This is a genomic window from Paraburkholderia sp. XV (assembly GCF_020177535.1).
In the GTDB taxonomy this organism is placed as follows: Bacteria; Pseudomonadota; Gammaproteobacteria; order Burkholderiales; family Burkholderiaceae; genus Paraburkholderia; species Paraburkholderia caribensis.
In genome coordinates, this window is record NZ_JAGUUD010000009.1 from 42441 (window position 1) to 63424 (window position 20984).

The window sequence follows — 20984 nt, forward strand, 5'->3', positions numbered from 1 at the left end:
AACTCCTGCGGGATGCCTATCCGTACGCCGTCGCACACACGGGCGTCGCAACAACACATTGCGCAGAGGAGTTCGTACGGAATGGCGCCAAGCCGCGCCTCATGCCGCAAACAGGTGCATCGTGTGATGCTCCTGACCTGCATCCCGTCGCGGGAATGGGTGTGCCAGCAGCCGCAACGTCGGCAGAGTGACGGTCGCTTCGACGCGATGGTCAACGGTTGATGGTCGGGTTGCGCGTGGCGAAACTGCGTCACGGCATGACGGAAAACGAAAATGGATGCTTGCCCGGCAGGCCCGTGCTTCAGCATGCTCGTGCGTGCGGACGCGCTCTGGCTATACTCGCCAGTCAATAGGACAGTCGTACCTTTCGTTGGAATATTTAGTTGGTACTGCGATGTATGCGAACGGCGAGGTTGCAGGGCGCTACAGGTGGAGCAATGTCCGCGCTGCGTGCCTGCAGATGCCGTCCGTCAGTTCATTTTGACGATCGACCAGTTCGTGCGTCGTGCTGCCACCGCTCCCGCGCAGCCGGGACGCGATGACAGGGCACAAATGTGCCAATGCGTCGCTTCCTCCGCTTCGCCGCCGACCAGGCGCGGTGTCGTGTCGCCGTGAATGGAAAGATCGAACTCGAAGTGGGTCGGTGGCAGGATGAAGCCCGTGCCGAGCGCCTTCAGGCAGGCCTCCTTGCGCGCCCAGCTTTCGAAGAAGACGTCCTGCCGTTCCGCGTCCGGTAAGGCGGTGAATTGCGCGCGCTCCCGCGCGGAGAATACTTCGAGCGGCAAGCTCTCTTCGATCGTCCGGAATTGTTCGACGTCGATGCCGACCTCGAAACCGTTCGAGACGGCGAGCGCCGCTGCATTTTCGCTGTGGCTGAGATTGAAGCAGATCCGCCACTCAGCGGGCTGGCTCGCGCAGAACGGTTTGCCATCCGAACCATAGCCAAGCGTGATCGCCGATGGCGCTAACCCGACATAGCGGCCAAGAAGCTGCCTGAGTTCGCCCCGGCCTGCCACATAGCGACGGCGATGCCGTTCGAAGCGGAACCGGTTGGCGCGCTCGCGCTCTTCCTCCGATAGCGTTTCCCAGTGCCGTTCAAAATCGTCGGCGCGAGCATCGAGGTCCCACTCCCAGACATGCACTTCTTGCGTAGAGGGGCGCGTAAGGAGAGAAGAGGGCATGGAAAGTCTGGACTCGACGGGCGTAGGGCTGGTCGATTCTACAGGATCGACATCAGCGGGCTGACATGCCTCATCGGCGATCAGCCACGACATGGTCTGCGCTCCGTTCGTCCGAATTCATCCGCGACCCGCCAGTTTCGATCCATTAAGTAAATATGGATTGCTAATAGATTGGCGAGGTTAGATGGCCTCGACTGCGGCGAACGCAAGGCGGTCCGAGATTGAATCAAAATTGCAACCCGATGTTCTTCGCCGCACTTCACAGTCGGGTACATCCGCTTGACGCGATGCCGCCCGGTTGATACGCAGGCGCGCAATGTCACGAGGTCGAACAGGATCGCGTGCGATCGCCAGGCCAGTGCTGACGCCGCACGCTACCTCTTCACGGAACCGTTCAAAGCTGTCGATTGCAAACCCGCGCGCCGCGACCTGCAATCGAGTCCGTCCACACCATCGCGCAGCTGCACACTTCAACCTACCGTTTCGGCTTCACGCAGGCGCGGCAACAGACGGTCGAACTCGCGCTTCACGAGGCCGTAGCATTCGCAGGCGCGCGCTTCGAGACCCTTGCGATCGAGCACGCGGATGTGGCCGCGGCTGTGATGGATCAGGCCGTCGTTGTGCAGCTTGCCGGCCGCTTCCGTGATGCCTTCGCGGCGTACGCCGAGCATGTCGGCGATCAGCTGTTGCGTGACGGACAGATCGTCCGATGCGACACGGTCGACTTCGATCAGCAGCCACCGGCAAAGTTGCTTGTTCAACGAGTGATGCCGGTTGCAGGCTGCCGTTTGCGCGACCTGGGTGAGCAGGGCGTGCATGTAGAGCAGCATCAGGCGACGCAGGAAATCCGAGCGTGCGAACTGCTGGCGCAGCGCTTGCGCCGTCATCCGGTACGCGAAGCCCGAGCACTGCACCTGCACGCGGTTCGGCATGGTCTCGCCGCCCGTCAGCACGGGCACGCCCGTCATGCCTTCGCGGCCCACTGCGGCGATTTCGACGGAACCGCCGTCTTCCATCGTCGACAGCATCGAGATGATGGCCGTGGTCGGGAAGTAGACGTGATGGATACGTTGTCCCGAGTCGCACAGCAGTTGCTCCGTGCGCAGATGAACGAGTTCGAGATGAGGGGCAATGGCCTGCCACTCATGGGACGGCAATGCGCCGAGCAAATGATTGCCGTGCAGATCGGATTGAAGCGTCAACATGATCGGTCCTCGCATGAAGCCGTGCCCTGCACGACCCCTTGTTTTTTAACCCGGCGCTGCACGCTTCCCGATGTCTTGCCGCCTGGCTTGCGGCGAGATACGTACAGACCAGCCCCGTCAACCATCCGTCGATGCCGTTGTTGTGAATGTCTGCATCGACGTTGGCAAATTCACTGCGCCCACCATCTAGCGAGGACTGTGCCAAACGACTGGAAAATGAGCGCTGGTGCGGCGCAGCGTGACGAGCAACTTCGTCGAATCGCCTAAAACGTATCGTTTTGTTTCAAAACTGCACAATGGCATTTGTCGGCGGATTCGAGAATTCATCTTAAGTTATACAAGGTAACTCACTGATTTTGCATGGGTTGAAAATAGCCTGCCAATGACCTGTTGAGCCCGATCAGGCGTGAAACACGGGCGAAACGCCCACCGAAGAGTGATTCCGCGCTGAACGCGATTTGATTCAGATGTGTTCCATCAATTTAGTGTGCTGCCGCACCGAAAACCGATTTTTGGAGGAGAGCGGGATTTTTGCAGCGCGATTGTGTCGTACGAATCCCAACGGCTCGAGCGCGAGTGTTGGCGCGCTCCGTCATTCTTCAGTTGGATGGGCGGCAGCAAGCCGTAGGGATGCGCAAACGTTTTGCGGCAGCACATCGCGCCTGTTGCGCTGAGTACCCGTACTTTGTCTTCTCGGTACTGTGCGCCCGCGATATGGGCGAAGCGCGTGAAGCGCTGCGGTCATGCAAATGAACGCGTTGTGATGCAACGCGCTACCCGTAGCGTCACTGGCGAGCGCGTGCCTCAACTCAAATGGGCAACGTTGACGGTATCTTCACGTGACCGGGCTATTTCAACCTGCACGGTCCGCGTCCGGTTTGTCTCATTGATGAGAATCGCCGGGACCGATCAGTCCTGCAACGGCAGCAAACACGCCCGCTAGCGTATGCCGTCGCGGTCAGCGCGGCGGCTACAACGCGTCGGGCGAGAACGTTCCCACCGAGGCCGCCTGAATGAGCGGCGCGTTCAGGCTACCGCCGCCTCGCGCGCCCTGCAATTCGGTCACGGCCGCAGCCAGTGACTCGATGCTCGAAAACACGTCGCGCGTGAGCATGCGGTTCGGGATCTCGATGTCGAATTCGTCTTCGATCGATAGCATCAGCTGCACGGTGCCGATTGCCGAGAGGCCGGCTGCATAAAGGTCTGCGTCGTCGGCGAGCATGTCGGGCGGCACGTCGAGCCGTGCCCATTCGGAAAGAATGCGTCGCAGTACCGTTTTCATGAGCGCAGCCCTCAATGGGTGTAGGCCAGCCGCTAGTGGCTCAGGTCCGGCGTATAGGCTTGCGGTTGCCAGAGCCCGTCGATGATCCAGGATGGTCGATCGCGACGGGTGCGCCGGTTGAATCTATTTAACGGATTGCGACGCGCCGGCGTCAGTGCGTTGCCACACGGAAACGCGAGAGTGCAGGCGCGCGGCCGTACAGCAGACAGATTCCCGATGTCGACAAGCAGAAGGGATGGCGCTGCGCCGTGTCCGGCACACGGGTTACATTGATCTCAAAGCGCGAAGAAAGTGTGTGTACACGTACAGAGAGGGACGCTGAAGATCGGTTCCAATGGCGCTCAGATGTGTTGCATCGAAGCATTGACGCGTGATGGACGTCATGGGTGATTCGGGTGAGCGCGATGCATCATTGCACGGGATGACGAGTCGCTATAGAGAGGAGGATACAGAAGCGCAAATCGGAAAGAAGCTTTGCCATACGCTCGATAAGCGGGCCGGAAGAATCGAATGGACGGAAACGGTGAGAGACGATACGCCCGGACGATTTGCATGCGGACTGCTAATTGATTCGATCGGTAACAAACGTAACGAATGTAACCGCAAGGGATTATCCGACGTATGAGTACAGTACTTTCAATGCAATTTTTCCCCATTCGCGCAGGCTGGCTGCGATGTACTGCTGACTTCGCTTCACGACGCGTTACACGAAAGAAACAATTGATCGGAGGGAATACCCTGTCGAGTAATTTCCCGACTGGCGTATTCAGATAAAGCGAAGCAACGTAATGTTCGCAAAATAACAAATGACACGAGGGCACGTGATCAACATTCATCGCAGGCGAGAAACGCCGCATCGGGGAGAAGGATGATGGAACAAACCAATAAAGAACGTTCCTTGGTCAGCAAGGTTATGGATGGTCTTGTGACCGGGATCGTCGAAGAGAAGTACGGTGCGGTGTTGCCGCCGCAAGACGTATTGTCGAAGGAATTCGACGTCAGCCGCACGGTGATGCGCGAGGCGCTGTCGATGCTGCTCGCCCGTCACATGCTCGACGTGCGGCCCAAGATCGGCACGCGTATCAGGCCGATGCACGACTGGCGCATGATCGACGAGGACGTCGTGAACTGGCGCTTTCGTGCGAAGCCCGATCCCACGTTCTTGCGCGACGTGATCGAGTTCCGCGTGCTGATCGAACCGCGCGCCGCTGCGCAGGCGGCCACGCGCGGCAACGCCTCGGACATCGCCGCGATCCGCGATGCGTTCGAGGCTTTCCGCAACAGCCCGCCCGGCGAGCCCGGGCATCAGACTGCGGATGAAGCACTGCATACGCGTATCGTGATTGCGAGCGGCAACCAGTTCTTCCAGCAGATGGCGGCCATCATTCGCGGCGCGCTGTCCGCGTTGAAGCCGCTCGTCGATCTGCCGCAGAGCGCATGGGAAGAGACGGTGCGGCTGCATTCGCGGGTGGTCGACGCGATCGAGCGGCACGATGCGAAGGAAGCGGAAACGGCGGCGATCGCGCTGATCGATTTCTCGATGAGCCGCCTGAGCAGTGCCATGCCGGACGCGGCGGCCTGAGGCCGGGCAGGAGAAAGACAGTACCAGCGTGACCAGGCAGCACGCGAGGCCGTGCGAAGGCGAGTCCGACGAAGTGATACGCGACATCGGCGACAATGTCGGCTGTCACTCACTGGACGGACACCTTTTTGCGACCGATGAATAACGCAGCAACCCACCACCATTCCGGGCATCCCGCGACAGTACGCTGGGGCATCGTTGGCACAGGCCGCATCGCCCATCGTTTCGCGCAAAGCCTCGCGCATGTCCCTGACACGCGACTGACGTCAGTCTGGTCGCGGCGCCGCGCTCCCGCTGAAACGTTTGCGCAGCAACATGGCGCACAGGCGTTCGACAGCTTCGACACACTCCTTCAAAGCGGCATCGACGCGCTCTATATCGCGACGATGCAGGACAGCCACGCGCACTACGCGACGGCCGCGCTCGAGGCCGGTATTCATGTGCTGTGCGAAAAGCCCGCGACGGTCAACGCGGCGCAGCTCGATCGCGTGATCGCCAGCGCGCGCGCGTCGCAACGGCTCTTCATGGAAGCGATGAAGCCGCCGTTCTATCCGCTCTACAGAAAGCTGCGCGCCCATCTGGCGGCCGATCCCATCGGTGCGATCGGCCTTGTGCGGGCCGGCTGCTCGGTGCCGGGCGTGCCGGACGATCATCCGTCGCTGTCGTTCGACCAGGCGGGCGGCGCGCTGCTCGATATCGGCATCTACGAGATGTTTCTCGCCGTCGACTGGCTCGGCGCGCCGCTCGACGTGCAGACGCTCGGACGGCTCGGGCGGACGGGCGTCGACACGTTCGCGAGCCTCAACAGCCGCCACGAGAACGGCATCGCGCAGCTCTTTTGCGGACTGGACCTGTTCGGCAAGGGCGATGCGTTCATCGCGGGCACGCTGGGTCACGTCACGATTCACGAGAACTGGTGGAACCCGGCGCGCGCGACGGTCCGCTACGTGGATGGACGTGTCGTCGAGCTCGATGCGCCGTTCGAAGGCGGCGGCCTGAACTACGAGACCGCGCACTTCTGCGAACTGGTTCGCCGGGGCGAACTCGAAAGTCCCATCATGACGCACGCGAAGTCGCGGCAGATGATCGAGATGGCCGATGCGGCGCGCGCGGCACTGGGTCTCAGGTTTCCATGCGAGTGACGCTGCGGGACGAGTGCGCGCAATGATACGATCGTCACGGCCGGTGCGGGTGTGGGTGCAGGCGGGCGCCGGTGCGTTCGGCCCGGTTCGCGCCTGACCACCAGGCCGGCCGGTTTCGTTTTCCTTCCGTAGACATGCTGTTTCGAGGAGCGCGATGATGCGCATGCTGGCCCGGCTGTGGCGCGAGTACAAGAGTCTCGTCGCATTTATCGTTCTGATGGTGCTGTTTCGCAGCGCAATCGCCGACTGGAACGTCGTGCCGAGCGGTTCGATGCTGCCGACCATCCGCGAGGGCGACCGCATTCTCGTCGACAAGATGGCCTACGATCTGCGCGTGCCGCTCACGCACATTGCCATCGCGCATCTGCATGAGCCGCAGCGCGGCGACATCGTGACGATCGATTCATCCGCCGCGCACGAACTGATCGTGAAGCGCCTGATCGGCCTGCCTGGCGACATCGTTGCGATGCGCGACAACGTGCTGTACGTGAACGGCGTGCGGGCGAGCTATCAGCCGCTGGCGCTCGCGCCGCTGCCCGGCGACGCCGCTTCGCCCGGCGACTATCTGACCGAGCGTTTCGCGGGCGTCGCGCATGTCGTGCGGCTCTCGGAAGTCGCGCCGAGCCCGCGCCGCTCGTTCGACCCCGTGACGGTGCCCGCGGGCGAGTATCTGATGCTCGGCGACAATCGCGATGACAGCGCGGATTCGCGCTATTTTGGTTTCTTTCCGCGTGAAGAGCTGATGGGCCGCACGCGCCGCGTCGCGTTTTCGCTCGACCCGGATCACTTCTACGAACCGCGCTTCGACCGGTTCGGCGCACGGCTCGATGCGGTGGCGGCGCGCTAGCGTTGCTCTACCGATGCACCGCTAGCCGTCTGTCCGCGCGCCGCCGGTTCGTGGCTCAGCCCCGGCGACCGGCAAGCGCTTGCGCGCACTCGGCGACGAGGGCGGGGCCGCGATAGATGAAGCCCGTGTAGAGCTGCACGAGGGAGGCGCCCGCATCGAGCTTGGCCTGCGCGTCCGCGCCCGAGAAAATCCCGCCCACGCCGATGATGGGCACCTCGCTGCCGACTTCGACGCGCAGCTTGCGGATCACTTCATTCGATGCATCGAACACAGGACGCCCCGACAGGCCGCCCGCTTCGTCGGCGTGCGGCAGGCCTTGCACGGCGGTGCGCGAGAGCGTCGTGTTGGTCGCGATCACGCCTTCGAACCGGTGACGCAACAGCGTATCGGCGATCGATTTGATCTGCTCGTCGTCGAGATCCGGCGCGATCTTCAGCGCGAGCGGCACGAGCTTGCCGTGCAGGTCGGCCAGACGCTGCTGCTTGTCCTTCAGCGCGGCGAGCAGCGCGTCGAGTTCGTCCGCGCCTTGCAACTGGCGCAGGTTCTTCGTGTTCGGCGACGAGATGTTGACGGTCACGTAGCTCGCGAACGGATAGACGCGCTCGAGGCAATACAGGTAGTCGTCGGCGGCGCGCTCGATCGGCGTGTCGGCGTTCTTGCCGATGTTCAGCCCGAGCGTGCCGCGATAGCGCGCGGCCTGCACGTTCTTCACGAACTGGTCGACGCCCGCGTTGTTGAAACCCATCCGGTTGATCACGGCATTCGCCTGCGGCAGACGGAACATGCGCGGGCGCGGATTGCCCGGCTGCGCGCGCGGCGTCACGGTGCCGACTTCGATGAAACCGAAGCCGAGCGCCGCGAGACCGTCGATGCACGCGCCGTCCTTGTCGAGACCCGCCGCGAGGCCGACCGGGTTCCTGAAGGTCAGTCCCATCACGGTGCGCGGCGAATCGGGCACATGCGGCGCGAGCGCGCCCGCGATGCCGGTGCGTCCGGCCGCGCCAAGCACGCGCAGGGTGAGATGGTGGGCGTCTTCCGCGTCCATGCGGAAGAGTTGGGCGCGTACGAGCGGATAAAGGGAACTGAACACGGCGGGGCGCCTGGCGGCTGAAAATGAGAACCCGCTATTTTAACGGTTCGGCGCGCCGGCTATCGACGTTTCGGTGTTGAAGCCCGTCTGGACAGGCCGCCAGCAGCGAAATCGCGACGCCGCGCGCCATCAGCTGCGTTCGCCGCGCGTGCCGCGCGCGCCCGCTTTCGCGGCTTCGACGGGTGAGAGTTCCAGCGCGGTGGGATCGAGCACCTTCCACGTTCCGTCGAACAGCCCTTCGAGGGGCGTGAAATTGGCCTTGTAAGCCATCTTCGGGCTTTCGCGGATCCAGTAGCCGAGATACACGTGCGGCAGCTTCAGACTGCGCGCCTGCTCGATTTGCCAGAGGATGTTGTAGGTGCCGAAACTCGTGTGCGGCAGGTCGGGGTCGAAGAACGTGTACACCGACGACAGCCCGTCGCCGAGGATATCGATCATGCTGACCATGCGCAGCGTGCCGGGCATGTCGGGATGGCCCGCGTAACCGGGATTGGCCGGCTCGCGGAATTCGACGAGGCGGGAATTGATCCGGCTTTGCAACAGGAACTGCTCGTACTGGTCGCGGCTGTCGCGGTCCATGCCGCCGCCCGCGTGGCGCGCCGACTGATAGCGCATGTAGAGCGCGTAGTGCTCTTCGTCGTAGTGCAGCGGTGCGACGGTCGCGATCAGGCTGCCGTGCCGTTTCCACACCCGCCGCTGCGTGCGGTTCGGCGTGAAGCGTTCGACGGGCACGCGCACGGGCACGCACGCGCGGCAGCCGTCGCAGTACGGCCGGTACGTGAACACGCCCGAGCGGCGGAAGCCCGCGCGCACGAGTTCGGTATAGACGTCGGAGTTGATCAGATGGCTGGGCGTCGCAACCTGCGAGCGCGCGACGCGCCCTTCCAGATAACTGCAAGGGTAAGGCGCTGTTGCATAGAATTGCAGCGCCGAAAGCGGTGAAAGCGGCAGCTCATTCGGGTGAGTCACGTTAGCAGCTCTCGAAGCGTTTCTGGATTTGCCCAATCCGGCTTGCTGCTCAACGGTAGCTTGCAGCGTGCCCGGCGGACGCGTCCATGGCGATTGTCATCTTTCACGCGGCGTCGGCCCTCGACGACGCTGCGCATCACGCCGCCGGCGCAAAAAGATCGCGCACGACGGTCTTGTCGAACGACCAGGGGATCGGCGCTGCGTCGACGCTTGCGCGCACATGCGCGACGAAGGCCTTGCGCGCGATCTCGCGGCCGCCCAGCGACGCCAGATGCGACGTGTTCTGCTGGCAGTCTATCATTTCTATTTCGTGACGTCGCAAGTGGAAGACGAGCGCGGAGAGCGCGATTTTCGATGCATCGGTGACGTCCGCGAACATCGATTCGCCGAAGAACATTTTGCCGAACGACACGCCGTACAACCCGCCGACGCGCTTTCCCTCGTGCCACGTTTCGATGCTGTGCGCCTCGCCCCGGCGGTGCAATGCCGTGTAGGCGTCGATCACGTCCGACGTGATCCACGTGCCGCGCTGGCCGTGACGCGGCGTGAGCGCGCAGGCGCGCATCACGGCGGGGAAGTCGGCGTCGACGCGGATTTCCCAGGCGTCGTCGCGCAACACGCGCTTGAGCGTCTTTTTCAGCGAAGGCGAAATCTTGAATTCGCGCGGGCGCAGGACCATGCGCGGGTCGGGCGTCCACCAGAGCACGGGCTGACCGTCGGAGTACCACGGAAAAATGCCGCGCCGGTACGCGTCGATGAGTCTCGACGGCAGCAGGTCCGCGCTTGCCGCGAGCAGGCCCGGCGCGCCGCTCGCCGCGGATAGCGCGCGTTCGACGGGCGGAAACGGGTCGTCGGGGCCTAGCCAGGGAACCATGCGACAGCTGTCGTTGTGGTCAGCCGTCGCGCAGCGAGCGGAAGATGTCGCCCGTGTGCAGACCGTAGTTGCCCGACGCGCGGTCGGTGAAGAAGAAGCGCAGGGTTTGCGCGACGGTTGGGAACGCGATGTCGTCCCATGGAATTTCATGCTCTTCGAAGAGGCGCACCTCGAGGCTCTCTTCGCCGGCTTCCACGTCGAGATCGAGCAGCCGCGCGAGATAGAACAGATGCACCTGATGCACATGCGGCACGTTCAGCAACGTGTACAGGTTCTGCACTTCGACGCGCGCACCGGCTTCTTCCAGTGTTTCGCGCGACGCCGCCTCCGATGTGGTCTCGCCCATTTCCATGAAGCCTGCGGGCAGGGTCCAGTAGCCGTAGCGCGGTTCGATCGCGCGCCGGCACAGCAGCACCTTGTCGTCCCAGACGGGGACGGTGCCGACCACGTTGCGCGGATTCTGATAGTGCACGGTGCCGCAGCTCGCGCAGACGAAGCGCTCACGGTTGTCGCCGGGCGGAATGCTCAGGCTCACTGCGTGGCCGCAGACGGAACAGAATTTCATAGGAAGGGGATGGGAAACGGTGATGGGAGTGTATCACCGGGGCGGGGGTTCTCGATGACGCCTGCGGCCCCCGCGCGAGCGCGTAGCGACCATGACGATTTCATCCTGAAGCGAGAACAGGCCCGCAAAACAAAAAACCCGCCATTGGCGGGTTTGATGGTGCGACGGTACTTGATGACACATGGAACATATAACCAGTGACTACTGGTTGCGGGGGTAGGATTTGAACCTACGACCTTCGGGTTATGAGCCCGACGAGCTGCCAGACTGCTCCACCCCGCGTCCGTCGAAGAAAAGATTATAGGGCAACCGCATGCTCAATGCAATCAGTTTTTAAGAATCGACATGAAAGTGTGGAAAGCGACGGTGATCTGGCTTGCCGCGACAAACGTGTCGAACGTGCCTCGAATGCGCGCTGCGACTGTGAGAGCATGGTCATGTAGCGCGCGACACGTGCGCTAGAATCCCCGTTCTTCGGCGCCGTGCGAGACTTGATATCGCGTGCGGCGTCGCATTCATCAATGCTCACTCGACACGCCATGGACATCGCCCACGATTTGCAGTCGATCGCTGCGCAGGAAAATACGCTTGTCTTCCCTCATTTCGATGCCGACACCGCGTGGCAACTCGGTGCGTATCTGCACGAGGTCGCGAAAGCGCGCGGCCTCGCACTCGCCATCGAGATCCGCACGTTTGGCCAGCCCATGTTCTTCTCGTTGCTGGAAGGCGCGACGCCGGACAACGTCAACTGGGCGCGCCGCAAGGGCAACACGGTGGCGCATTTTCGCCGCAGCTCGTATGCCGTCGGTCTGACGCTGCAACAGTCGAACGGGACGCTCGCCGACAAACACAGTCTTCCCGTCGCCGACTATGCATCGCATGGCGGCGCGTTTCCGCTGACCGTGAAGGGCGTGGGCGTCATCGGTTCGGTGACGGTATCGGGGCTGCCGCAACGCGCGGATCACGAGCTCGTCGTCGAGGCGCTGTGCGCGCACCTCGGCCACGACTACAGCAAGCTCGCGCTTGCAAAGGCCTGACGCATGCGCGTGCCGCCCTATGCATTGCTCGGCATCGCGATCGTCGCCGAAGTGATCGCGACCTCGGCGCTGCGCGCCTCGGAAGGTTTCACGCGGCTCGTACCTGCGCTCGTCGTACTGCTCGGCTACGGCATTTCGTTTTACTGCCTGTCGCTCACGCTCAAGAGCTTGCCCGTCGGCATCGTGTATGCGATCTGGTCCGGCGTCGGGATCGTGCTGATCACGCTGGTCGCGATCCTGATGTATCGACAGGTGCCGGATCTTGCGGCCGTCGCGGGCTTGAGCCTGATCGTCGCGGGCGTCGTCGTGCTCAACCTGTTTTCGAAGATGCAGGCGCACTGACGCCGCGCGACGTGTGCGCGCGGCGAATCACTTGCAGCGAATCACCATCGAACGGTTCTTCACGCTCGCCGACACCACGTTCGTGACGCTGCCGCCTGCCAGGCCGCCGTCGTCGTTGTCCTTCGACACGATGTCGTAACCTGTCGCGCCGCACGCCTTGCCTGCCAGCACGTAGCACGATGCCCAGCTCGAACTCGCGTCTGCGCCGCTGCAGCTGACGGCGAAGCCGGTTTCGCCGTTAGGCAGGTTGATCAGCTTGGTTTCGTTCGACGACGCGCATGCGCCAAGGCTCGCAATCGCGAGGACGGCAAGCGGCAGCGCCGCAGCACGGATCGCGTGGGAGACAAGAGGGTGGCGCGCGCGCCGTTCAATCGACTTCATTGTGTTTCCTTCCAGAAATAAGCTGTGACGCGAGCGCTGCGCATGCGAGCCGCCAGCGTCGTGCGCCCATTGCGGGCGACGCGCCGTCGCTGGCGGCTGCATGGCGCGCAGAATGCGGGTCCTTGTGGCTCGGCGGGAGGCCCCAGGCCCCAGGCCTCAGACTTGCGGCCGGAGGCTCAGGCGCCCCGTTTCGGACAGTTCGATGCGGATGCCCGCCTGCCCGACGAGGCGCCGGCTTTCGACGCCTTCTTCCGTCGCCGCGTCCTGCCAGATGTTGATCGCCCGAGGAATGTCGATGCCGTGACTTTCCGCGTAGGCGAACCACGCGTTGGCCGCGTCCGGTTCGGCGATCTCGCGCTCTCGAAGCAAATATTTTCCCATATCGTCGGTTCTCGTCCGGAAATTGCAGGCGGCGCGCCCGTGCATGCGTGTTGCGCAGGCCGCGCAGAACTTATCGCGCGGCGGGCAGACTTACCGTGTATCGCACGTGGCGTGCCGCGTGCTGTCGATTCCATTGCAGCAACTTCGAACGAGAGGCGAACATGGCAGAGCGGGTGAGCGGCCCATATCGTGGCTATTACATCAGCGCATCGGCGCGGCTCGTGCCGCCGCATGAACAGGCGCGGCGCGCGGGCGAGAGGGAAGGGCTGTATGTCGGAGCGGTCAGTCTGTCGGAGCGCGGGCCCGACGATCCGCACCGCATCGAAACGTTGATCGAAATCGGCGACGAGCATCGCTTCGTGTCGGAAGACGAAGCGCTGGTGTTCGTCGAGAAGGCGGGCCGCGCGTATGTCGACCGGCTGCTCGACGGTGAGTGATGCGTGGCCCGACGCGCGCCGATCGGACGCATGCATGAGAACGGACGACCGCGCCGCCGAAGTGGGCCCGGCAAAACCGCGGCCTGCCCCACGCTGGACCGTCGTATGCCGCTACGAGTAACATTAAGCCCGCTGATTGGGCCAGTCGTCGCCTGCCGGTTCTCGCGCACCTGGGCGGCCACTCGCCTGGAACGCCGGATTTTCCCGATGAGGTCACCATGGAGATTCGTTTTCCCGCGGACGCGCCCGCTTACCGCGACTTCAATCTGACGCTGGTGTTTCCGGCGCTGGTCGACGGTGAGAGGGTGCCGTGCGCCATTTCTGTCGAAGCGCTCGAAGATCATTTCGGCGCCGACGCGAACGACACCGACGCCTGGCGCCGCGCCTTCGACGCGGGCCGCGAGCGTATCGAAGCCGTCGCGCGCGAACATCTGCTGATCAGCAATGGCACGCCCGTTTTGCTCAAGAGCGGCCACTTTCCGCCGGGCAATCTCGCCAGTACCTGAGCAGCGCAAGCCATGACGCGTTTGCGAGGCGGTGTGCGTCACGCCGCCTGCACGCCAGCGTTCTGTTGCAGCGCACGCTGCGCAGCCGCCAGCGACTGCGCAATGCCCGCTTCATACGATGTCTTCCCGACGGAACCCATCAGCTTCGTCAGCGCCGAGTCGTCGAGCACGACGGGGTCTGTCTGCAGGTAATGCATTTCGACCATTTCGCGTAGCAGCGGGTTGAACAGACCCATGATGCGCAGCATCGTCTTGTTCGCCACCATCAGTTTAGGTTCGCGCTGCGCGAGCGCGTAGGCGCGTTGCGCGATTTCGCGCTGCGTGATGGTGCCCGCGCCCGCCAGATGCAGCACGCGGCCGAACGCTGCGGGCGTGCGCGAAAGGCGTTCGACGACCGGCCCCACATCGGGCATGAACACGAATTCATGCGGCACGTCGATCGGGCCGATCATCTGCGCGCGCTTGCCTTGCGCCGCGCCTTCGAATACGCCATGCAGCAAACTGCGTTCGACCCCGGGACCGTAGAAATCCGGCAGGCGCAGCACGAGCGTTTCCAGTCCGCCGTGGCCATGCGCGTCGATCACGAGATTTTCCTGCGCGAGGCGCATCTTGCCTTTGAACGTATGCGGCTCGCGCGGATGCGACTCGGTGACGGGCGTAGTGCGGGCGCGCCCGTACGGATACACGGTGCCTATCAGGATCAGCCGCTGCACGCCCGCCGCGCGCAGTCCGTCGAGCGTCTTTTGCATCAGCACGGGATGCTGTTCGAACTGGTGATACGGCACACCGACGAGATACACGGCCGTCTGCAAGCCTGCCGCTGCGGCGGCGATCGTGGCGGGATCGTCGGGATTCCACGCGACGATTTCCGCCAGAGGATCGTGTCCGAACGACGCCTGCAGCGCCTGCCGCCCGCGTCCGATCACCCGATAGCGCCGGCCCGCCGCGCTGAGCGCGTGGGCGATGCTGCGTCCGGCGGCGCCCGCCGCGCCGAACAGTCCAATCTGTGCTGCGTCTTCCATGACATCTCCTTTCAAGGCGAAACTGACCAAAAGAAATTTACTGAACAGTGTTCACTGAACGATGTTCAGTTTAAATTGACTTTTCAGTTTGTCAACCGGAAAATTGGCGTCATGGGAATCGCCGAACGAAAGACACGCCAGAAACTGGAACTGCGCACGCGCATCCTCGACGCCGCGCGGCGCATCGTCATGCGCGAGGGCTTTGCCGCGCTGTCGATGCGCAAGATCGCCGATGCGATCGAATACTCGCCGGCCACGCTGTATCTGCACTTCGAAAGCCGCGATGCGATCGCGCGTGCGCTGTGCGCGGAGGGTTATGCGCAGCTGCTCGCCAGTTTCGAGCCGTTGACGGCCATCGCCGATCCCGCCGAGCGGCTCAAGGCGATCGGCCGGGCATATGTCGCGTTCGGTGTCGCGCATCCCGAAACGTACCGGCTGATCTTCATGGAAGACCCGTCGTACACGGGCGCGGCGCTCGGCGGCGATGCGGGTGCGGATGAGGGCGACAGCGCGGACCCCGCAGACCACGCTGACGACAAGGCGTTTCGCCTGATAATCGAATCGATCGATGCGCTCAAGGCAGACGGCCGTCTGCCGGACGCGCCCGAGGCGCCCGACAGCCAGGTGTGCGCCGAGGCGTTCTGGGCGACGATGCACGGCATCGTTGCCTTGCATCTGACCTGCCCTGTGTTTCCGCGCGCGCCGCTCGATGCCGTGGTGAACGCAGCGCTCGTGGCATGGTTCGGAGCGGGCAACGCGCAAACAGCGGCACACAAGGACGAAGCGTCAGGCGAGGGCGCAACGCCTGCGCAGGCGCAGCAGGCCGACAAGCCGTCGAAGTCGCACCGTGCCGCGTCAACGAAAGCGAAAAGCGCATAAGGCTTGACGGGTGCATCCACGCCCGCTGGTTTCACTGAAGAAGTCCGGTCCGCGTGCTACCGTTTGCGTCGCATGCTCATTCAACCGCTTTACGCCCACACCATGCCGATACCCGAATCGTCCCGCGCCACCGACGAGTTGATGACGTATGTCGCCAATCGCATTGGCTTCATCGAACTGAACCGGCCGAAGGCGCTCAACGCGCTGTCGCTGGACATGATGCGCGCGATGCATGCGGCGCTCGACCAGTGGCGCGACGATCCCGACGTGCTGGCCGTCGTCGTGCGCAGCATGAGCGAGCGCGCGTTCTGCGCGGGCGGCGATATCCGCTATCTCTATGAGTCGTTTCGCCGTGGCGACGGCGATGCCGTGGACACGTTCTTCATCGACGAATACCGGCTCGACCACGCCATCTTCACGTACACGAAGCCGTATATCGCGTTCATGAACGGCATCGTGATGGGCGGCGGCATGGGTATTTCGCAAGGCGCGCATCGCACGGGCGGTTTGCGCGTCGTGACGTCGACGACGCGCATGGCGATGCCGGAAACGCGCATCGGCCTGTTTCCCGATGTCGGCGCGGGTTGGTTTCTCGCGCGCACGCCGGGCGCGGTCGGCCGCTATCTTGCCGTGACGGGCGAGACGATCGGCCCGGCCGACGCCCTTTACGCAGGTCTCGCCGACGCGTGGCTGCCCGACCAGGCGATTCCCGCGTTGATCGACCGCCTGAAAACGCAGTCGTTCGAACTGGGCGCCGACGTCGTCGCGGCCGTGCTGCACGAAACGCAATCGCACAAGATCGTGCCGACGCCCGACACGTCGCCGCTCGCCGACGCGCGCACGTCGATCGACCGGCACTTCGCGTTGCCCGATATCGTGCAGATCATCCAGTCGCTCGATCGCGAAGGCGATTGCAACTACGCCGACTGGGCCGAGCAGACGGGCGCGGTGCTGCGCGAGCGTTCGCCGCTGTCGATGGCCGTTGCGCTGGAAGTGGTGACGCGCGCCGAAGGCACGATGGCCGAATGCCTGCGCCGCGATCTGGACTTGACGCGCTCGTCGTTCGAACGCGGCGACGCGCCGGAGGGCATCCGTGCGCGCATCATCGATAAAGACAACAAGCCGCAGTGGCGCTTTGCGCGTATCGAGGACGTGACGCGCGCGGACGTCGAAAAGATGTTCGACAGCCCGTGGCCCGCGAACGAGCATCCGCTGCGCGACCTGCAGGGCTGAAGCACACAAAAGAACGGGCGGGCGGCCTCAGTCCTCGCGCGTCATGAAGGCGCGCATGAATACGAGCGCGCCCCAGCCCCACATCGCGTTCGACGCGAAGCCGAGCGCGAGGCGCGGCAACATGTTGCCCGTCGGCCAGATGCCGCGCAGGGGATCGACGACGAACACGCCCGCCGCCGTCAGCACGATGCCGCCGAACACGAAGGCCTGAACCCACGGCGCGGGCCGCTCGGGCGATACGCGCAACAGCCACGCCATCAGCACGCCCCACACGGAACTCCAGATCGCGTTGGCGATGAACTCCGGCAGCCCGACAGGCACGAACGGCGCGGTCGAGAACCCTGTCGGGTCGATGAGGCCGGCGGCGTGCAGGAGCGCGAGCGTCGACTCATGAAAGAACAGCGACGCCAGAAAGCCGGACACGAACGGCAGGATGATTTTTTGCATGCTTGACAGCGACAGTCGCCGGGCGTCATTGACTTTGCGCAACGCCCGCGCAGGTTGATCGGAACGAGCGCCATTATATGGGTTGTGCGGCGCGGATCAGGTGCGCTGGCGGACGGTGCGCGTGCGCGACGTATGCTGCAGCGTCAGGTAAAGCACGAAAGTGGAAAACCTAAGCTCAAAAAAATCGTTCAAAAGAAACAGCGCCGTCCATAGACTGTTTTCCCATGCAGGCGGCGCAGCGTGTATGAAGCACGCATGAAGCGTGTGCGATAAGCACTTGCGGGGCGCGCCGCTTCCCGACACGCAGCGCGCACCTTGGATGCCGCGCGCCGCGTGCGCCGATTACATCGATTCACTTGAGAGAACCCGTCGCGATGTCCCATCCGATGCCCATCCGCGCTTGCCCGGCTGCGCCGTCCGTGGCGCGCGGTCCCGGCCTGCCGGGCAGGCCGCCTCGCTGTCGCCGCTGACGCGATCTTCTTCAACCATCCGTTTCCGATGCGCTGCGCGTGCGCGGCAGGACGTGTCACGCCTTACGCAGGCGCCCGCACGCAACGCATCCCGTCATCCCCAAGACATCAGACGAACAAGGCAGGAACTGCAGATGAATGTTTTCTGGTTCATTCCGACTCACGGCGACAGCCGCTATCTCGGCACCTCGCAAGGCGCGCGTGCAGCCGACTATGACTACTTCCGGCAGATCGCCGTCGCCGCCGACACGCTCGGCTACGAGGGCGTGCTGCTGCCGACGGGCCGCTCGTGCGAAGACGCATGGGTCGTCGCCTCGAGCCTGATTCCCGCCACGAAGCGCCTGAAGTTTCTCGTCGCGATTCGTCCGGGGATCTCGTCGCCGGGACTGTCGGCGCGCATGGCGTCGACCTTCGACCGCCTGTCGGGCGGACGTCTGCTGATCAACGTCGTGACGGGCGGCGACGCGGCCGAACTCGAAGGCGACGGGCTGTTCGTCGATCACGACACGCGCTACGAAATCACCGACGAGTTCCTGCGTATCTGGCGCGGCCTGCTGTCGAGCGCGCATCAGGGCGAGAGCTTCGATTTCGTCGGCAAGCATCTGACCTCGAAGGGCGGCAAGGTGCTGTATCCGCCCGTGCAGGACCCGCATCCGCCGCTGTGGTTCGGCGGCTCGTCGCCGGCGGCGCATGAGATGGCGGGCGAGCACATCGACACGTATCTGACGTGGGGCGAGCCGCCCGAGGCGGTGGCGAAGAAGATCGCCGACATCCGCGCGCGCGCCGCACAGCACGGCCGCCAGATCAGGTTCGGGATTCGCCTGCATGTGATCGTGCGCGAGACGGAAGACGAAGCGTGGGCAGCCGCCGACAAGCTCATCAGCAAGCTCGACGACGAAACGGTCGCACGCGCGCAGGCGTCGTTCTCGAAGATGGATTCCGAAGGCCAGCGGCGCATGGCCGCGCTGCACGGCGGCAAGCGCGGCACGCGCGAGGACCTGGAGGTGTATCCGAACCTGTGGGCGGGCGTCGGGCTCGTGCGCGGCGGCGCGGGCACGGCGCTCGTCGGCAGCCCGGAGCAGGTTGCGGCGCGCATGCAGGAATACGCGGACCTCGGCATCGAGACGTTCATTCTGTCCGGCTATCCGCACCTCGAGGAATCGTACCGCTTCGCAGAACTCGTGTTCCCGCTGCTGCCGGGGCGGCAGCGCTCGAGCGTGAGCGGGAACCTTCCGCTGTCGGGGCCGTTCGGCGAAATCGTCGGCAACAACTATGCGCCGAAGGCGTCGCAAAGCTGATTCGTTGTCCAGAGGCGATGCGCAACGACGCATCGTTCAGCAAAGGAGTGCTCGTTTATGTCGACTGTTTCCGGCAACCGTGCTGCGAGTGTCAGTTTCGCGCGCCTGAATCTCGGGCCGCTCGCACTTAGAGTCGCGCCGTGGATCGTGCCGCTCGTCATTCTGCTCGCGTGGGAAATCGCCGCGCGCAGCGGCGTGCTGTCCACGCGCGTGCTGCCCGAGCCGCTCGCCGTCGTGAAGGCGGCGTGGTCGTTGATCCAATCGGGTGAAATGTGGGCGGACGTGAAGGTCAGCACGTGGCGCGCGGTGTCGGGGTTCGCGATCGGCGGCGGCATTGGTTTCGTGCTCGGGCTCGCGACGGGACTGTTCCGGCCCGTCGATATCGCGCTCGACACGACCGTGCAGATGATCCGCAACATCCCCGCGCTCGCGATGATTCCGCTCGTGATCCTCTGGTTCGGTATCGAGGAAGAGGCGAAGGTGTTTCTGGTGTCGCTGGGCGTGTTCTTTCCGATCTACGTGAACACGTATCACGGCATCCGTTCCGTCGACGCCAATCTGATCGAAATGGCGCGCAGCTACGGCGTGAAGGGTTTTGCGCTGTATCGCGACGTGATCCTGCCAGGCGCGTTGCCGTCGATCCTCGTCGGCGTGCGTTTCGCGTTCGGACTGATGTGGGTCACGCTGATCGTCGCGGAGACGATCTCCGCGCAATCGGGCATCGGCTACATGACGATGAACGCTCGCGAGTTTCTGCAAACGGATGTGGTGGTGGTCGGGATTCTGCTGTATGCGGCGCTCGGCAAGCTCGCCGACATGCTCGCGAAAGGGCTCGAGCGCGTGTCCCTGCGCTGGCATCCCGCCTATCAACGAGGAAACAAAGCATGAGTGCAAGCACCTTGTCCGCATCGTTTGGCGGCATTGCGGGCGCGGATCTCGAAGCCGAGCTGCGGCAACTGGGCACGCATGAGCTTGCGTCGACGCAAGCTCCCGCGCTGCGCGAGATCGCGCGTGAAAAGCAGGATATTTCGGTCGAGTTGCGCGGCGTCGGCAAGCGCTACGGCGAGCGCGCGGTGCTCGCGGATTTCGATCTGGCGATCGAGCGCGGCAGCTTCGTGTCGATCGTCGGGCGCAGCGGCTGCGGAAAGTCGACGCTGCTGCGGCTGATCGCGGGTCTCGAAGCGCCGACCTCGGGCACGCTCGACAAGCACGCCGACGGCTCGCAGCCCTTCGACACGCGGATCATGTTTCAGGACGCGCGTCTGCTGCCGTGGAAGACCGTGCTGCAGAACGTGATGCTGGGCCTTGGGCGCGCATCGCGGGACAAAGCCCGCGCGGTGCTCGACGAAGTCGGCCTGCTCGAACGCGCCAACGACTGGCCCGCGCAGTTGTCGGGCGGCCAGCGGCAGCGCGTCGCGCTGGCGCGCGCGCTCGTGCATCGGCCGCAATTGCTGTTGCTCGACGAGCCGCTCGGCGCGCTCGACGCGTTGACGCGCATCGAAATGCACGCGCTGATCGAGCGCCTGTGGCGCGAGCACCGTTTCACCGCGCTGCTCGTCACGCACGACGTGCAGGAAGCCGTTGCGCTCGCCGATCGCATTTTGCTGATCGAGGAGGGCAGGATCGCGCTCGATCAGCCCGTGCCGCTCGCGCGGCCGCGCGAACGGGCGACAGCGGCGTTCGCGCAGATCGAGGAGCGCGTGTTGCAGCGTGTGATGAAGACACGCGCAACCGGCGAACCCGCGCCTCAGGAAGGCCGCACCGTGCATGCACGCGATATCCGCTGGGCAGTTTGAACGCTGGCTGGATACCTT

The 20984-nt window shown here is 63.9% G+C and carries 22 protein-coding genes, 1 tRNA gene and 1 pseudogene; 12 read left to right on the top strand and 12 right to left on the bottom strand.

Annotated features, from left to right (window positions below; genetic code table 11):
• Positions 1-470: 470 nt before the first annotated feature.
• The 3 genes and pseudogenes from KFO72_RS07265 to KFO72_RS07275 form a co-directional block, all read right to left on the bottom strand.
• A complete protein-coding gene (locus tag KFO72_RS07265) occupies positions 471-1274 on the bottom strand; it encodes a 4'-phosphopantetheinyl transferase family protein (protein ID WP_225031749.1) in 804 nt (267 codons plus the stop codon).
• Between the two features lie 377 nt (positions 1275-1651).
• On the bottom strand, positions 1652-2386 hold the full coding sequence (locus tag KFO72_RS07270) for a Crp/Fnr family transcriptional regulator (RefSeq protein ID WP_036004799.1): 735 nt from the start codon (positions 2384-2386) through the stop codon (positions 1652-1654).
• 1042 nt (positions 2387-3428) lie between these two features.
• Positions 3429-3668, bottom strand: a pseudogene (locus tag KFO72_RS07275) (acyl carrier protein); the annotation flags it as partial.
• Positions 3669-4539: 871 nt separating this feature from the next.
• Here KFO72_RS07275 and KFO72_RS07280 point away from each other — a divergent pair.
• From KFO72_RS07280 to lepB, 3 genes are all read left to right on the top strand, one after another.
• The gene (locus KFO72_RS07280) at positions 4540-5250 is read left to right on the top strand and encodes a FadR/GntR family transcriptional regulator (protein WP_036004805.1); all 711 of its coding nucleotides are present in this window, start codon (positions 4540-4542) and stop codon (positions 5248-5250) included.
• Between the two features lie 137 nt (positions 5251-5387).
• The gene (locus KFO72_RS07285) at positions 5388-6392 is read left to right on the top strand and encodes a Gfo/Idh/MocA family protein (RefSeq protein WP_060600486.1); all 1005 of its coding nucleotides are present in this window, start codon (positions 5388-5390) and stop codon (positions 6390-6392) included.
• Positions 6393-6549: 157 nt separating this feature from the next.
• Entirely contained in the window at positions 6550-7239 is a 690-nt protein-coding gene (lepB, locus tag KFO72_RS07290; protein WP_054930333.1) for a signal peptidase I, read from the top strand.
• A gap of 55 nt (positions 7240-7294) precedes the next feature.
• Here lepB and KFO72_RS07295 read toward each other — a convergent pair whose 3' ends face one another.
• The 5 genes from KFO72_RS07295 to KFO72_RS07315 all read right to left on the bottom strand — a co-directional run bounded on the left by KFO72_RS07295 (position 7295) and on the right by KFO72_RS07315 (position 11019).
• A complete protein-coding gene (locus KFO72_RS07295) occupies positions 7295-8329 on the bottom strand; it encodes a quinone-dependent dihydroorotate dehydrogenase (RefSeq protein WP_060600488.1) in 1035 nt (344 codons plus the stop codon).
• A 129-nt stretch (positions 8330-8458) separates the two neighbouring features.
• Positions 8459-9298, bottom strand: coding sequence for an arginyltransferase (locus KFO72_RS07300; protein ID WP_062915427.1), 840 nt, complete (start codon positions 9296-9298; stop codon positions 8459-8461).
• Positions 9299-9434: 136 nt separating this feature from the next.
• A complete protein-coding gene (gene aat / locus KFO72_RS07305; protein WP_054930335.1) occupies positions 9435-10172 on the bottom strand; it encodes a leucyl/phenylalanyl-tRNA--protein transferase in 738 nt (245 codons plus the stop codon).
• Positions 10173-10191: 19 nt separating this feature from the next.
• Positions 10192-10737 carry an NUDIX hydrolase gene (locus tag KFO72_RS07310; RefSeq protein WP_007588050.1) on the bottom strand — a complete coding sequence of 182 codons (546 nt, stop codon included), beginning with the start codon at positions 10735-10737 and terminating at the stop codon, positions 10192-10194.
• A gap of 205 nt (positions 10738-10942) precedes the next feature.
• Positions 10943-11019 (bottom strand) — tRNA-Met (locus tag KFO72_RS07315).
• Positions 11020-11276: 257 nt separating this feature from the next.
• Here KFO72_RS07315 and KFO72_RS07320 point away from each other — a divergent pair.
• Positions 11277-11774 carry a heme-degrading domain-containing protein gene (locus KFO72_RS07320; RefSeq protein ID WP_062915426.1) on the top strand — a complete coding sequence of 166 codons (498 nt, stop codon included), beginning with the start codon at positions 11277-11279 and terminating at the stop codon, positions 11772-11774.
• Between the two features lie 3 nt (positions 11775-11777).
• On the top strand, positions 11778-12116 hold the full coding sequence (locus KFO72_RS07325; protein WP_060600492.1) for a DMT family transporter: 339 nt from the start codon (positions 11778-11780) through the stop codon (positions 12114-12116).
• 27 nt (positions 12117-12143) lie between these two features.
• Here the strand turns inward: KFO72_RS07325 and KFO72_RS07330 are convergent, their stop codons facing one another.
• Both KFO72_RS07330 and KFO72_RS07335 read right to left on the bottom strand, forming a co-directional pair.
• Positions 12144-12497 carry a hypothetical protein gene (locus KFO72_RS07330; RefSeq protein WP_054930361.1) on the bottom strand — a complete coding sequence of 118 codons (354 nt, stop codon included), beginning with the start codon at positions 12495-12497 and terminating at the stop codon, positions 12144-12146.
• A gap of 156 nt (positions 12498-12653) precedes the next feature.
• A complete protein-coding gene (locus KFO72_RS07335) occupies positions 12654-12878 on the bottom strand; it encodes a hypothetical protein (protein ID WP_060600494.1) in 225 nt (74 codons plus the stop codon).
• 161 nt (positions 12879-13039) lie between these two features.
• On the opposite strand from KFO72_RS07335, the gene KFO72_RS07340 reads away from it, so the two are divergent.
• Together KFO72_RS07340 and KFO72_RS07345 are read left to right on the top strand one after the other, a co-directional pair.
• Positions 13040-13315, top strand: a complete 276-nt coding sequence (locus KFO72_RS07340) for a hypothetical protein (protein ID WP_060600496.1) — start codon at positions 13040-13042, stop codon at positions 13313-13315.
• A 218-nt stretch (positions 13316-13533) separates the two neighbouring features.
• Positions 13534-13821 (top strand): DUF1488 domain-containing protein, encoded by a 288-nt coding sequence (locus KFO72_RS07345; RefSeq protein ID WP_007588040.1) that lies wholly within the window; start codon positions 13534-13536, stop codon positions 13819-13821.
• Between the two features lie 38 nt (positions 13822-13859).
• On the opposite strand, the gene KFO72_RS07350 is transcribed toward KFO72_RS07345, so the two are convergent.
• Positions 13860-14843 carry an NAD-dependent epimerase/dehydratase family protein gene (locus KFO72_RS07350; RefSeq protein ID WP_225031750.1) on the bottom strand — a complete coding sequence of 328 codons (984 nt, stop codon included), beginning with the start codon at positions 14841-14843 and terminating at the stop codon, positions 13860-13862.
• Positions 14844-14954: 111 nt separating this feature from the next.
• On the opposite strand from KFO72_RS07350, the gene KFO72_RS07355 reads away from it, so the two are divergent.
• A complete protein-coding gene (locus tag KFO72_RS07355) occupies positions 14955-15722 on the top strand; it encodes a TetR/AcrR family transcriptional regulator (protein WP_225031751.1) in 768 nt (255 codons plus the stop codon).
• A 102-nt stretch (positions 15723-15824) separates the two neighbouring features.
• Positions 15825-16955 (top strand): enoyl-CoA hydratase/isomerase family protein, encoded by a 1131-nt coding sequence (locus KFO72_RS07360; RefSeq protein ID WP_225031752.1) that lies wholly within the window; start codon positions 15825-15827, stop codon positions 16953-16955.
• Between the two features lie 27 nt (positions 16956-16982).
• Here the strand turns inward: KFO72_RS07360 and KFO72_RS07365 are convergent, their stop codons facing one another.
• Positions 16983-17402 (bottom strand): hypothetical protein, encoded by a 420-nt coding sequence (locus tag KFO72_RS07365; protein ID WP_054930342.1) that lies wholly within the window; start codon positions 17400-17402, stop codon positions 16983-16985.
• A gap of 604 nt (positions 17403-18006) precedes the next feature.
• On the opposite strand from KFO72_RS07365, the gene ssuD reads away from it, so the two are divergent.
• Genes ssuD through KFO72_RS07380 form a run of 3 tightly spaced genes read left to right on the top strand, consistent with a single transcriptional unit; the run spans position 18007 to position 20966 of the window.
• Positions 18007-19170 carry an FMNH2-dependent alkanesulfonate monooxygenase gene (ssuD, locus tag KFO72_RS07370; protein WP_054930343.1) on the top strand — a complete coding sequence of 388 codons (1164 nt, stop codon included), beginning with the start codon at positions 18007-18009 and terminating at the stop codon, positions 19168-19170.
• 57 nt (positions 19171-19227) lie between these two features.
• A complete protein-coding gene (gene ssuC, locus KFO72_RS07375; protein ID WP_107202773.1) occupies positions 19228-20058 on the top strand; it encodes an aliphatic sulfonate ABC transporter permease SsuC in 831 nt (276 codons plus the stop codon).
• A complete protein-coding gene (locus KFO72_RS07380) occupies positions 20055-20966 on the top strand; it encodes an ATP-binding cassette domain-containing protein (protein WP_225031753.1) in 912 nt (303 codons plus the stop codon). The genes ssuC and KFO72_RS07380 overlap by 4 nt, the downstream gene beginning before the upstream one ends.
• The last annotated feature ends 18 nt before the right edge of the window (positions 20967-20984 follow it).